The sequence below is a fragment of the Streptomyces sp. NPDC046805 genome, assembly GCF_040645355.1.
GTDB lineage: Bacteria > Actinomycetota > Actinomycetes > Streptomycetales > Streptomycetaceae > Streptomyces.
Genome location: NZ_JBEYYC010000007.1, coordinates 90,650 through 103,105, shown reverse-complemented (window position 1 = coordinate 103,105; position 12,456 = coordinate 90,650). Strand labels below are relative to the sequence as shown.

Genomic DNA, 12,456 nt, shown 5'->3' with positions numbered 1-12,456 from the left:
GACAAGCGGGTCGAGGGGAGGGCGGTCTACGGGCGGTTGCCCTCCGGCGGATGGTTCCCGCGCACCTCCTCGACCGTGGTCTCCTCGTGCCGTCCGAGGCGGCTGTGCGAGCGGCCGTACAGGAAGTACACGACGAAGCCGATCACCATCCAGATGGCGAACCGGATCCAGGTCTCCGCCGGCAGGTTCAGCATCAGCCAGAGCGTGGCGAGGACGGACACGATCGGGAGGAACGGCACCCACGGGGTGCGGAAGGCGCGGTGCAGGTCCGGGCGGGTGCGGCGCAGGATGATGACGCCGAGCGCGACGACGACGAAGGCGAACAGGGTGCCGATGTTCACGAGCTCGGCGAGTTCGCTCAGGCTGGTGAAGCCCGCGATGATCGCGATGAGCACCCCGAGCAGGATGGTCGGCCGGTGCGGGGTCCTGAAGCGCGGGTGGACGTGCGAGAAGAAACGGGGCAGCAGGCCGTCGCGGCTCATCGCGAAGAACACCCGGGTCTGACCGAGCAGCAGGATCATGCAGACCGTGGTCAGGCCGATCGCGGCGCCGAAGCTGATCACGCCCGCGAACCAGGGGTACCCGGTGGCCTTGAACGCGTCGGCGAGCGGGGCGTCCACGGAGAGCTTGCTGTAGTGCTCCATGCCCGTGACGACGATCGACACCGCGACGTACAGCGTGGTGCAGATGAGCAGGGAGCCGAGGATGCCGCGCGGCATGTCCCGCTGCGGGTTCTTGGTCTCCTCGGCGGCGGTGGCCACGACGTCGAATCCGATGAAGGCGAAGAAGACGACGGAGGCGGCGGTGAAGATGCCCATCACCCCGAAGTTGGACGGCGCCCAGCCGACCATCAGCTGGATCAGCGGGGCGCTGAGCGTGCCACCCGCCTCCACCGGTTGAGCCTTGGGAACGAACGGCCGGTAGTTGTCGGCGTTGACGATGAAGGCGCCGGCCACGATCACGATCAGGACGACGGTCACCTTGATGGCGACGACGACCTCGGTGACGCGGGCGGAGAGCTTCATGCCGACGACGAGGATGCAGGTGAGCACCAGCACCAGTACGGCGGCGAGGATGTCGAACCCGAAGCCGTGGGCCTGGTCGCGGCTGGCGAGATAGGCGGGCAGATGCCAGCCCCAGTTGTCGAGGAGCGAGCGGACGTAACCGGACCAGCCGACGGCGACCACCGCCGTGCCGAGCGCGAACTCCAGGACCAGGTCCCAGCCGATGGTCCAGGCGGGCAGTTCCCCGAGAGAGGCGTACGAGAAGGTGTACGCGGAGCCCGCCACCGGGACGGTCGAGGCGAACTCGGCATAGCAGAGCGCGGCGAGGGCGCAGACGATGCCGGCCACGACGAAGGACAGCGCGACCGCGGGCCCCGCGTTCTCCTTGGCGGCCTTGCCGGTGAGGACGAAGATGCCGGTGCCGATGATGACGCCGACGCCGAAGACGGTCAGGTCCAGCGCGGACAGCGACTTCTTCAGCGCGTGCTCGGGCTCCTCGGTGTCGAGGATGGACTGCTCGACCTTCTTCGTCCGGAAGAGGGTACTGCTCACGGGGTTACCTCCCACGCTCGGCGTCCTCGACATGATCGAGAGGGGGCGTGGTACGTATGCCCCGGCGCGGTCGGATTCACGCAGATGGGCCGGTTTCACCACCCTTTGCGGATGGAGAAACCGGCCCATGTGGAGGCCTGGACGCGTCAGTCGCGCGCCGCCTCGACCGAGTCGACCTCGGCGGCCGTGCGGTCGAACCTGCCGTCCAGCTTGGCGACCAGACCGGTGACCTGGCGGGCGATGTCGGGCGCGGTCAGCCCGATCTCGGCCAGGACCTCGGCGCGCGAGGCGTGGTCGAGGAAGCGCGGCGGGATGCCGAAGTCGCGCAGCGGGACGTCGACGCCCGCGTCCCGCAGGGCCTGGGCGACGGCCGAGCCGACGCCGCCGACACGGGAGTTGTCCTCGACGGTGACGACCACGCGGTGCCGCTCGGCGAGCGGGGCCATGGCCTCGTCGACGGGCTTGACCCAGCGCGGGTCGACGACGGTGGTGGTGATGCCCTGCTTGTCGAGCAGGTCGGCGACCTCCAGGCACATCGGCGCGAGGGCGCCCACGGAGACCAGCAGCACGTCCGGGGTGACGGTGCCGGGCTCGCGCAGCACGTCCATGCCGCCGACACGGCCGACGGCCGGTACGGCGGGACCGACGGCGCCCTTCGAGAAGCGCACCACGGTCGGCGCGTCGTCGACCTGGACGGCCTCGCGCAGCTGGGCGCGCACCTGGTCGGCGTCGCGCGGGGCGGCGATCCTGAGGCCCGGCACGACCTGGAGGATCGACATGTCCCACATGCCGTTGTGGGAGGCGCCGTCGGTGCCGGTGACGCCGGCCCGGTCCAGGACGAAGGTCACCCCGCACTTGTGCAGGGCCACGTCCATCAGCACCTGGTCGAAGGCGCGGTTGAGGAAGGTGGCGTACACGGCGAAGACGGGGTGCACCCCGCCCGTCGCGAGGCCGGCCGCGGAGACGGCGCCGTGCTGCTCGGCGATGCCGACGTCGTAGATGCGGTCGGGGAAGGCGTCGGCGAACTTCTTCAGGCCGACCGGCTGCAGCATCGCCGCCGTGATCGCGACGATGTCCCCCCGTTCATGGCCGAGGCGGACCATCTCGTCGCCGAAGACGGAGGTCCAGTCGGCGCCCGAGGCCTTGATCGGCAGGCCCGTGTCGGGGTGGATGGGGCCGATGCCGTGGAAGCGGTCGGCCTCGTCCTGCAGGGCGGGCTGGTAGCCGCGGCCCTTCTCGGTGAGGCAGTGCACGATCACCGGGCCGCCGAACCGCTTGGCGCGGGCCAGCGCCGACTCCAGCGCCTCGACGTCGTGGCCGTCGATCGGGCCGACGTACTTCAGGCCGAGGTCCTCGAACATGCCCTGCGGGGCGATGAAGTCCTTGAAGCCCTTCTTGGCGCCGTGCAGCGTCTCGTACAGCGGCTTGCCGACGACCGGGGTGCGCTCGAGGAGCACCTCCTTGGTCCGGGCGAGGAAGCGCTCGTACCCGTCGGTGGTGCGCAGGGTCGCGAGGTGGTTGGCGAGGCCGCCGATGGTCGGCGCGTACGACCGCTCGTTGTCGTTGACGACGATGACCAGGGGGCGGTCCTTGGCGTCGGCGATGTTGTTCAGCGCCTCCCAGGCCATGCCGCCGGTGAGCGCGCCGTCACCGATGACCGCGACGACATGGGCGTCCCGGTCGTGCAACTCGTTGGCCTTGGCGAGGCCGTCGGCCCAGCCGAGGACCGTGGAGGCGTGCGAGTTCTCGATCACGTCGTGCTCGGACTCGGCCTGCGAGGGGTAGCCGGACAGGCCGCCCTTCTGCTTCAGCTTCGAGAAGTCCTGCCGCCCGGTGAGCAGCTTGTGCACGTAGGACTGGTGGCCGGTGTCCCAGAGGATCTTGTCCTTCGGTGACTCGAAGACCCGGTGCATGGCGATGGTGAGCTCGACCACGCCCAGGTTCGGGCCGAGGTGGCCACCGGTCTTGGCTACGGCGTCGACGAGGAAGGTGCGGATCTCCTCTGCCAACTGGGCCAGCTCCTCCTGGCTGAGCCGGTCCAGATCGCGCGGTCCCCTGATGCGGGTCAGCAGCGGCACCCGTGCCTCCTTGCAGTAGAACTGATCGAGCTGTTGCCGGGTCCGACGAGTCTAATGTTCCGATGTTGCCCTCCGCGCTCGGGCAGGGGGTCTCGGGTCACGCGAACAGCCGTACCCCGGATGGACTTTCCGATCACGTGATCGGATCCACTTATGACGCGACCGTGCCCGGCGCCTCCATGGGCGCCGGGCACGGGACGGGTTCGCGACGGTATGCGGAGCGCTTACGCGCGGCCGGCCGTCTTCTGGGTCTTGCGGGTCACCGCGTCGATGACCACGGTCGCCAGCAGCACGCCACCGGTGATCATGTACTGGACCGGCGAGGCGATGCCCTCCAGGGCGAGGCCGTACTGGATGGAGACGATCACCAGGACGCCGAGCAGGGCGTTCCAGGTGCGGCCGCGGCCGCCGAAGAGCGACGTACCGCCGATGACGGCCGCGGCGATGGCGTTCATCAGCAGGTCACCGCTGCCCGCGCCCTGGTTGGCGGACGCGATCTTCGAGGCGATGAACAGACCGCCGATCGCCGCGAACATGCCCGAGATCGCGAAGACCGAGATCCGGACCAGCTCCACGTTGATACCGGCACGCCGGGACGCCTCGACGCTGCCGCCGAGGGCGAAGATCTTACGGCCGTACGTGGTGCGGCGCAGCACGAAGTCGGTGACCAGCAGCACAGCGATGAAGATCACGACGGCCAGCGGCAGGCCCTTGTACTGGTTGTAGACGGCCGCGACGACGAGGGAGACGACACCCAGCAGCACGGCGCGCAGGATGATCTCGCTCAGCGGCCGGGACGGCACGCCCGCGGCCTCGCGCCGCTTGTTGCCGAAGTAGGAGCTGAGGAAGAACAGCACCGTCGCGACGATGGCCAGACCGTAGGCGGCGGCCACGTCGGAGAAGTAGTAGCTGGTCAGCTGGGCGACCAGGCCGTCGCTGTCCAGGTTGATGGTGCCGTTGTCGCCCAGGATCCTGAGCATGAAGCCGTTCCAGAACAGCAGACCGGCCAGGGTGACGGCGAACGCCGGCACACCGATCTTCGCGAAGAAGAAACCGTTGAGCGCGCCGGCCACCGTGCCGGTGAGGATCGACAGGACGAGCGCGAGGATCTCGTTCATGCCGTTGGTGACCTGGAGCACCGCGAAGGCGGCGCCCGCGACACCGGAGACCGAGCCGACCGACAGGTCGATCTCGCCGAGCAGCAGCACGAAGACGATGCCGACGGCGATCATGCCCGTGCCGACCATGGCGACGGAGATGTCGGACAGGTTGCCCGCGGTGAGGAAGTTGGAGTTCAGGCTCTGGAAGATGATCCAGATGATGGCCAGACCGATGACGACCGGGATGGAACCCAGGTCACCGGCCTTCATCTTGCGCTTGAACTCGGTGAGATAGCCCGCGAAGCCCTGCTCGCGCACGAGCAGCCGGGGGTCGACGACGGTGGCCGCGCCGGCCGCCGCGTCCAGGTTCTCCACGCTGTGCTCCTGCGGCACGGAGGCCGCGTTCTCGGTCTTGCTCACTTCTGGGCCTCCCCGTTGCTGCGGGCCGCACGGCGGGTCACGGCGTTGTCCGTAGCGCCCGTGATGGCGGAGATGATCTCTTCCTGCGAGGTCGACTTGACCTCGAAGACGCCGTTGTTACGGCCCAGGCGCAGGACGGCCACCTTGTCGGCGACGGCCTTGACGTCGGCCATGTTGTGGCTGATGAGGATCACGGCGTGGCCGCGCTCGCGCAGCCGCTCCACGAGGTCGAGGACCTGGGCGGTCTGCTCGACACCGAGGGCCGCGGTGGGCTCGTCGAGGATGACCAGCTTGGGCTCGCCGAGCATGGAGCGGGCGATGGCCACGGTCTGGCGCTGACCGCCGGAGAGCGAGGCGATCGGGATGCGGACGCTGGGGATGCGGATCGACAGCGTGGTGAGCAGTTCGCGTGAACGGCGCTCCATCTCCACCTCGTCCAGGATGCCGCGCTTGCGGATCTCCCGGCCCAGGTAGAGGTTGCCGACGACATCGATGTTGTCGCACAGCGCGAGGTCCTGGTACACCGTCGCGATGCCCAGGACCTGGGCGTCGTGCGGCTTGCTGATCTGGACGGACCCGCCCTGCCATTCGATGACGCCGTCATCGATGGGATGCACGCCGGCGATCGTCTTGACCAGCGTGGACTTTCCGGCGCCGTTGTCGCCCACGAGGGCGACCACCTCTCCGGCGTGGACCTCAAGCTCTACGTCGGTGAGCGCCTGAACGGCACCGAATCGCTTCGAGACCCCGCGCAACGCCAGCACGGGCGTAGCGGACACGTGAACCAACTCCTTCGCCGCCTGACCCGGCGGGAGGTTGTGCAGAAGTTTGGGGGGATGTTCCGTCCGGCGCCCCGCGACGAGCTTGCGGGGCTGTCCGATGAGTGGGGCGCCGGAGGAGCCTGGAGCAGCGGTCCGGACGGGTTACGGGGATCGTGAACCGAATCCCCGTGACCGGCAAGGGACTTGACGCTGCCTGGGTGAAGCCGGACTCGGCTTGCCCGAGGCCGGGTTACTTGAGGTCGGGTTACTTGAGGCCGAGCGTGTCGCAGGCCTTCTTGTACTTGGCCGTGCAGATGTCGGCGACGGTGTAGACGCCGTCCTTGATGACGGTGTCCTTGATGTTGTCCTTGGTCAGCGAGGTGACCGGGACCAGAACCGACGGAACCGCCTTGGTGGTCGGGCTGTCGACCTTGTCCTTGGCGACGGAGTCCAGCTTCTTGCCCTGGGCGAGCGCGACGGCCATCTCACCGGCCGCGGCGGCCTCGGGGGCGTACGGCTTGTAGACGCTCATGTACTGCTCACCCGCGATGATGCGCTGCACGCCCGCGAGTTCGGCGTCCTGGCCGGTGACCGGGACCTTGATGCCGGCGGCGTTGAGGGCGGTGATGATACCGCCGGCCATGCCGTCGTTGGCGGAGTAGACGCCGACGATCTTCTTCTTGCCGATCGCGGAAATGGCCGCCTCCATGTTGGAGTTGGCGTTCTCCGGCTTCCACTCCTTGGTGTCGTACTCCTTGCCGATGTTCACCTTGCCCTTGAGCACCTCGTGGGCGCCCTTCTTGAACTGGGCGGCGTTCGGGTCGGTGATGGAGCCGTTCATCATGACGATCTTGCCGGACTTCGCCTTGGAGCCCAGGGCCTTGAGGAGGGCCTCGCCCTGCGTCTTGCCGACGGTCTCGTTGTCGAACGAGGTGTAGGCGTCGATCGGGCCCTGCGCCAGGCGGTCGTAGGCGACGACCGGGATGCCCGCGTCCTTGGCCTTCTGCACCGAGCCCTTGATGGCCTTGGCGTCGACCGCGTCCACGATCAGGACGTCCACCTTGTTGGTGATCATGGAGTCGACCTGGGCGTTCTGCTTGGTCGCGTCCTGGGTGGCGTTGGCGTAGACGACCTGGCCCTTGTTGTTCGTCAGCTCCTTGACCTTCTTCTCGATCAACGGGCGGTCGAACTTCTCGTAGCGCGCGGTCTGGTTCTCCGGAAGGAGGAGGCCGACCTTGATGTTGTCGCCCTTCTTCTTCGCGGACGAGGAAGAGGCCTTGTCGCCGGACTGCTTGGCGCTGCCACAGGCGGCGAGCGAGACGGCCATCGCACCAGCGACAACGGCAACGGCGGCACGACGCATACGCGTGTTCACTACAGAAACCTCCCTGACGAGGCCGCGTCGTTGCGGCCGAGGTGGCTGGAAGTCAACTCGGCCGCTCGTGCGGCGTCAAGAAGTAAATACTTAACGAGATGGCAACGGTGCCATCCGTTCTCTAAGTGAAGGCAGGCGCGGCCACGGCCAGTGTCCCGTCCAAAAGGGTCGAATCACCCATCTCGCTGAGCGCGAGGGCGAGCGCCCCGAGGACCTCCGCGCGGCCCCCGAGAGCCCCGGGCAGAACGGTGAGCCGGCGCGCCGCGCTGGGGATGGCATAGCGGCCGACGGACTCCCTGATGGGCCCGAGCACGAGCTCACCGGCCTCGGCGAGGTCCCCGCCGAGGACCACCCGGCTCGGGTTCAGCAGGTTGCAGAGGTTGGCCACGCCGCTGCCGATGTGGCGGCCGACGTCGGCGATCACCCGGCGGCAGCCCGGGTCGCCGTCACGCGCCAGCCGTACGACGCCCTCCAGCGTCAGGTCGGCGCCGTGACTGGGCTGGAGCAGCGGGAGCACGTAGCGCGCGGCCGCGAAGGTCTCCAGGCAGCCGCGGTTGCCGCAGCGGCAGACCGGGCCCGACTCGTCGAGCGTGATGTGCCCGATCTCGCCCGCGGTGCCGCCGGGCCCGCGGTAGATCTTCCCGTTGATCACCAGACCGGCCCCGACCCCGCTGGCGACCTTGATGTACGCCAGGTCGCGCACGCCCCGGCCGCTGCCCCACACCAGCTCACCGAGGGCGCCCAGATTGGCGTCGTTGTCCACGTGCACGGGCACGCCCAGCCGGCGGCGCATCTCCTGGGCCGGGTTGGTGCCGGTCCAGCCCGGCAGGATGGCGGTGGAGCCCAGGGTGCCGGACTCCACGTCGATGGGCCCGGGGACGCCGAGCCCGACGCCCGCGATCTTGGCGCGGTCCACTCCGGTCGCCTCGATCAGCCGGTTGACCAGCTCTTCCGCCCGGTCGAAGCCCTGCGTGGAGGAGGCGTCCACATCGAGGGGCTCGGCCTCCTCGGCGAGCACCTGGTGGGCCAGGTTGCCGATCGCGACGCGCAGGTGGGTGTGGCCGAAGTCCACGCCGATGACGATGCCGGCGTCGCCGCTCAGGGAGACGCTGCGGGCCCGCCGTCCGCCCGCCGAGGTGGGCCTGACCTCGACGGTTCCGCCGTCCTTGAGCTCCCGGACGATGTTGGAGACCGTCGCCGCGGACAGGCCGGTCGTCCGCGCGATCTCCGCCTGCGTGAGCGACCCGGCCAGCCGCACGGCCCGCACGACTCGTTCCAGGTTGGCTCGGTGCAGCGACGACTGCGACCCCGGAGTCTCCATCGACCCATCCATTCCTGCCCTCGGCCGGGCGGCCACGATGCCGCCCGTGGCCCAGGTCACGCCTGCGGAACCCGGGCCACTTACAAGTTGTGAACTCCAAGCTCTGCTGAACGGGTTACCGCAGTCAAGTCCTTGACGGAAATCGCTCTCCCTGCTCCATAGGGTCACCGTCCGGGCTCGGGTGCCGTCCCGGAGTGACCACGGAGTGATGTGCGCGTGCAAATCCCGGCCTGCCGGCCGTACGCCCCGGCCGCCGGCCCTCCGCCTACTTCAGCGCACCCGCGGTGAGCCCCTGGACCACCTGGCGCTGGAAGACGATGTACGCGGCCAGCACCGGCAGCATGGCCATCACCAGGCCCGCGAAGAGACCCGACCAGTCGCCCTTGTAGCCCTGGCTGACCGCCAGCTGGACCAGGCCCTGGGTGAGGACGCGCTTGTCGGGGTCGGTGTTGAGGACCGTGGGCAGCATGTACTGGTTCCACTGGCCGAGGAAGTTGAAGATGCCCACGCTGATCAGGCCGGGCTTGGCCATCGGCAGCATGATCTGGAAGAAGGTGCGGGTGTGCGAGGCGCCGTCGACGAAGGCCGCCTCCGCCACCGACGTGGGCAGCGTGCGGAAGAACGCCGTCAGGAAGAACACCGTGAACGGCAGCGAGTACGCGATGTAGACGAGGATCAGGCCGTGGATCGTGTTCAGCAGGCCCATGTTGTTCACGACGTAGAACAGCGGGACCAGCGCCAGCATGATCGGGAAGCTCATGCCGCCGATGAACAGGTAGTAGATGAAGCGGTTGCCCGGGAAGTCGAAGCGGGCGAGGACGTAGGCCGCCATCGAGCCGAGTATCAGCGTGCCGATGAGTGAACCGCCCACCACCAGAACGGTGTTGAGGAAGTAGTCGCTCATGTTGGCCTGGGTCCAGGCCCGCGCCCAGTTGCCGAAGTGCAGTTTGTCCGGCAGCGCCCAGGGCGAGCCGAAGATCGAGCTGTCGTCCTTGAAGGACGTCATCACCGCCCACAGCAGCGGCATGGTCACCATGAACGCCCAGATGATCAGGATGCCGTGCGAGAAGACGTTGAGGACGCCTCCCTCCTTCTTCCCCGCAGGCCGTCGCCCCGCGGGGACGTCGACCTTCACGACGGACACACCGTCGCCGGACTCGGCCGGTACGGGGGCGGGGGTCTCGGTCGTCTTCATCGCTTCAGAACTCCAGCCGCTCGCGACGGCCCAGCCGCATCACGATCGCGGCGAAGGCGAGCGTGACGACGAGCAGGGCGACGCCGATGGTGGTGGCGTAGGCGGCCTGACCGTCCCGGAACGCCTTCTGGTACACGTACAGGACCATGACGGTGGTCGAGTAGTCGGGGCCGCCCGGCCCGACGGTCATGATGTGCACGACCGCGAACGACTCGGCGCCCAGGGCGAGAATGCCCATGTAGACCCAGCCGGACTGCACGGTGTCCCACAGCAGCGGCAGGGTGATGCGGAAGAACGTGGTGAAACGGTTCGCCCCGTCCAGCAGGGCGGCCTCGTACAGATCCGAAGGTATGGAGGCCATACCCGCGGAGAACAGGACGACGAAGAAGCCGACCGTCGACCAGACGAGCACTCCCATCACGGCCCACAGGGCCAGACTCGGATCGCCGAGCCACAGCGGCTGGATGCTGTCGAGCCCGACCCCGCGCAGGATCGAGTTGATCGCGCCGCTGTCCGGGTTGTACGCGAACGCGAACAGCAGCGAGACGATCGCGATCGACAGCACCTGGGGAAAGAAGTACACGATCTTGTAGAAGGAGGAGCCGCGGACGCCCGAGATCACCGGGCCGCCCCTCCTTCTCCGCCCGCCCACATTGATCATGAAGGCGAGGAACAGGGCGAAACTGATCGTCACCAGCGGCAGCAGCAACGCGAACAGCAGGCTGTGCTGCAACGACTTCCAGAAGATCTCGTCGTCGAGCATCCTTCTGTAGTTGGCGAACCCGACCATCTTGAAGTCCGGGCTGAGCCCCGTCCAGTCCGTGAACGAGTAGTAGATGGACTGGATGAACGGCCATACGACGAAGAGCGCGTACAGCCCCAGGGGAGCCGCCAGGAACCCCACGATGAACCGGTACTTGCCGTGCTGCATTGCTACCGACCCCGATCTGCGGACGGCCGCCGCCGCTGGTGACGGATCCTCACAGGCGCTTACTGGTGCTTGTAGTGCTTGATCGACGTGTCCTTGGCGGCCTCGTCGGCGAAGCCCTGGATCTTCTTGACGGCCTCGGCCGGGGTGAGGCGTCCCGCCATCATCTCGCCGAGACCGGCCACACCGATCTTCTCCTTCTCCAGCTGCACGTACCAGTCCTGGATCCGCGGATTCACCACGTTCTGGCCGGCCTTGTCCAGCGCCGCGACACCGGACTTGAGGCCCGGGGTGAGCGGGATGCCGGTGGTGCCGCCGTTGAAGGCGGTCAGCGACTTCACCTTGGACGTGAAGTTCTTCGAGGAGGCCTCGCTGAGCATGATGCGCAGCTGCTCCATGCCGCCCGCGCCGTTCTTCGCCTTGGCCGGGACCACGAAGGGCTCACCACCGGAGGCCCAGATGGTGCCGAACGGCATCTTGTCGGAGCTGTCGATGCCGGTGGGCGCGGAGACCGCGAGGTCGAAGTCCTTCGGGATGACGTTCGCCGACTCGTTCTCCACCCAGGAGCCGTTCGGGATGAACAGCGCCTTGACCTTGGCCCACGCGGTCTGCGACTGGATGTGGTCCAGGCCCGGGGTGCCCCTGAGGACGTAACCCTTCTTGTAGAGCTCGTAGTAGGCCTCGAAGCAGGCCTTGACCGCCGGGTGCTTCCAGGCGTTCGGCTCCAGGTTGTCGATGGCCTCCAGGACCTCGCGGCCGCCGACCTTGGCGATCATCGGGTAGAGCGAGAAGGGGAGGTAGTACGGGTACTTGCCCGCGTACGTCCAGCCCGCCATGCCCTTCTTCTTGGCCTTCTCGCAGACCTTGAGCATCTGGTCCCAGGTCTCCGGGTACTGCTCGTCGAGCGAGTCCAGGGCCTTCTGCGAGTACCAGACGCCGTACACCGTGTAGGCGTAGTAGAGGATCCAGACCGGGTTGCCGTCGAACTGGCCCATCTCCACGATGCCCGGGCGCAGCGTGTCGCGGACCTTCTTGTTCGGGTCGTCGTACGACGGGGCGTCGAGCAGCGGGGTGAGGTCGGCGAGCTGGTTCTTGCCGACCAGGACGCCCATGTCCATCTGCTCGGCACCGGAGTTGTCGATGAGGTCCGGCGGGTTGCCCTGGTTGAACCGGGGCTGGAGGGTGGACTGGATCTTCTGGGTCGCGGAGAACTTCACCTTCGCCTTGGGGAAGTCCTTCTGGTAGATCTTCACGGCGTCCTGGGCGTACTCCTTGCCGAAGCCGCCGTCGAACAGCACGAATTCCATCTGTGCGGTGTCGTTGACGCCGAGTGGGTTCTTCGCGGTCTTCTTGCCGGCCTTGGCCTTGTCCTGGCTGCCGCCGCCACCGCTCGCGCACGCGGACAGGAAGCCCGCCGTGGGAACGGTGAGCAGACCGAGTGCGGCGGACCGCTTGATCAGATCACGGCGGCCGACGCCCCCGGCACCGTGGTTCGCTGCGGACGTGGATCCCATGCTCAAGTCCTCGCCTTCTCCAGGACTCAGGCGGTGAACCGGATCCTCCCCGGCACCGCGGTCGGGTCGTGCTGGGTCGTGCAGAGTCATGCAGGAAACGCCGACAGGTATAGTCCATTTCCCGTCGACGGAGCAAGATCGAACGCAAGGTTGGCCATCGGTCTTTTCCGAGTTGAGACCTCACGGCCATTCGGACCCCCCGCGACCG

Annotated in this window: 9 protein-coding genes; all 9 read right to left on the bottom strand. The window is 67.8% G+C overall.

Annotated features, from left to right (window positions below; translation table 11 throughout):
- Window positions 1-26: 26 nt before the first annotated feature.
- The 9 genes from ABZ910_RS10240 to ngcE all read right to left on the bottom strand — a co-directional run bounded on the left by ABZ910_RS10240 (window position 27) and on the right by ngcE (window position 12,248).
- Window positions 27-1,556, bottom strand: coding sequence for an amino acid permease (locus ABZ910_RS10240; RefSeq protein WP_361361580.1), 1,530 nt, complete (start codon window positions 1,554-1,556; stop codon window positions 27-29).
- A gap of 146 nt (window positions 1,557-1,702) precedes the next feature.
- Window positions 1,703-3,634, bottom strand: coding sequence for a 1-deoxy-D-xylulose-5-phosphate synthase (gene dxs, locus ABZ910_RS10235; protein ID WP_361361578.1), 1,932 nt, complete (start codon window positions 3,632-3,634; stop codon window positions 1,703-1,705).
- Between the two features lie 224 nt (window positions 3,635-3,858).
- Complete coding sequence (locus tag ABZ910_RS10230) at window positions 3,859-5,127, bottom strand: sugar ABC transporter permease (protein WP_361361816.1); 1,269 nt, start codon at window positions 5,125-5,127, stop codon at window positions 3,859-3,861.
- 23 nt (window positions 5,128-5,150) lie between these two features.
- Entirely contained in the window at window positions 5,151-5,942 is a 792-nt protein-coding gene (locus ABZ910_RS10225; RefSeq protein WP_361361576.1) for an ATP-binding cassette domain-containing protein, read from the bottom strand.
- A gap of 238 nt (window positions 5,943-6,180) precedes the next feature.
- Complete coding sequence (locus ABZ910_RS10220; protein WP_361361814.1) at window positions 6,181-7,278, bottom strand: substrate-binding domain-containing protein; 1,098 nt, start codon at window positions 7,276-7,278, stop codon at window positions 6,181-6,183.
- A 133-nt stretch (window positions 7,279-7,411) separates the two neighbouring features.
- On the bottom strand, window positions 7,412-8,611 hold the full coding sequence (locus tag ABZ910_RS10215; protein ID WP_361361574.1) for an ROK family transcriptional regulator: 1,200 nt from the start codon (window positions 8,609-8,611) through the stop codon (window positions 7,412-7,414).
- A gap of 265 nt (window positions 8,612-8,876) precedes the next feature.
- Complete coding sequence (locus ABZ910_RS10210; protein WP_361361572.1) at window positions 8,877-9,806, bottom strand: carbohydrate ABC transporter permease; 930 nt, start codon at window positions 9,804-9,806, stop codon at window positions 8,877-8,879.
- Between the two features lie 4 nt (window positions 9,807-9,810).
- Window positions 9,811-10,737 carry a sugar ABC transporter permease gene (locus ABZ910_RS10205; RefSeq protein ID WP_361361570.1) on the bottom strand — a complete coding sequence of 309 codons (927 nt, stop codon included), beginning with the start codon at window positions 10,735-10,737 and terminating at the stop codon, window positions 9,811-9,813.
- Between the two features lie 59 nt (window positions 10,738-10,796).
- Window positions 10,797-12,248, bottom strand: a complete 1,452-nt coding sequence (gene ngcE / locus ABZ910_RS10200; RefSeq protein ID WP_361361568.1) for an N-acetylglucosamine/diacetylchitobiose ABC transporter substrate-binding protein — start codon at window positions 12,246-12,248, stop codon at window positions 10,797-10,799.
- Window positions 12,249-12,456 lie beyond the last annotated feature (208 nt).

Coding starts and splice junctions, on each gene's coding strand:
- ABZ910_RS10220 (WP_361361814.1), bottom strand. CDS start 7,278: ATGCGTCGTGCCGCCGTTGCCGTTGTCGCTGGTGCGATGGCCGTCTCG.
- ngcE (WP_361361568.1), bottom strand. CDS start 12,248: ATGGGATCCACGTCCGCAGCGAACCACGGTGCCGGGGGCGTCGGCCGC.
- ABZ910_RS10210 (WP_361361572.1), bottom strand. CDS start 9,806: ATGAAGACGACCGAGACCCCCGCCCCCGTACCGGCCGAGTCCGGCGAC.
- ABZ910_RS10205 (WP_361361570.1), bottom strand. CDS start 10,737: ATGCAGCACGGCAAGTACCGGTTCATCGTGGGGTTCCTGGCGGCTCCC.
- ABZ910_RS10215 (WP_361361574.1), bottom strand. CDS start 8,611: ATGGAGACTCCGGGGTCGCAGTCGTCGCTGCACCGAGCCAACCTGGAA.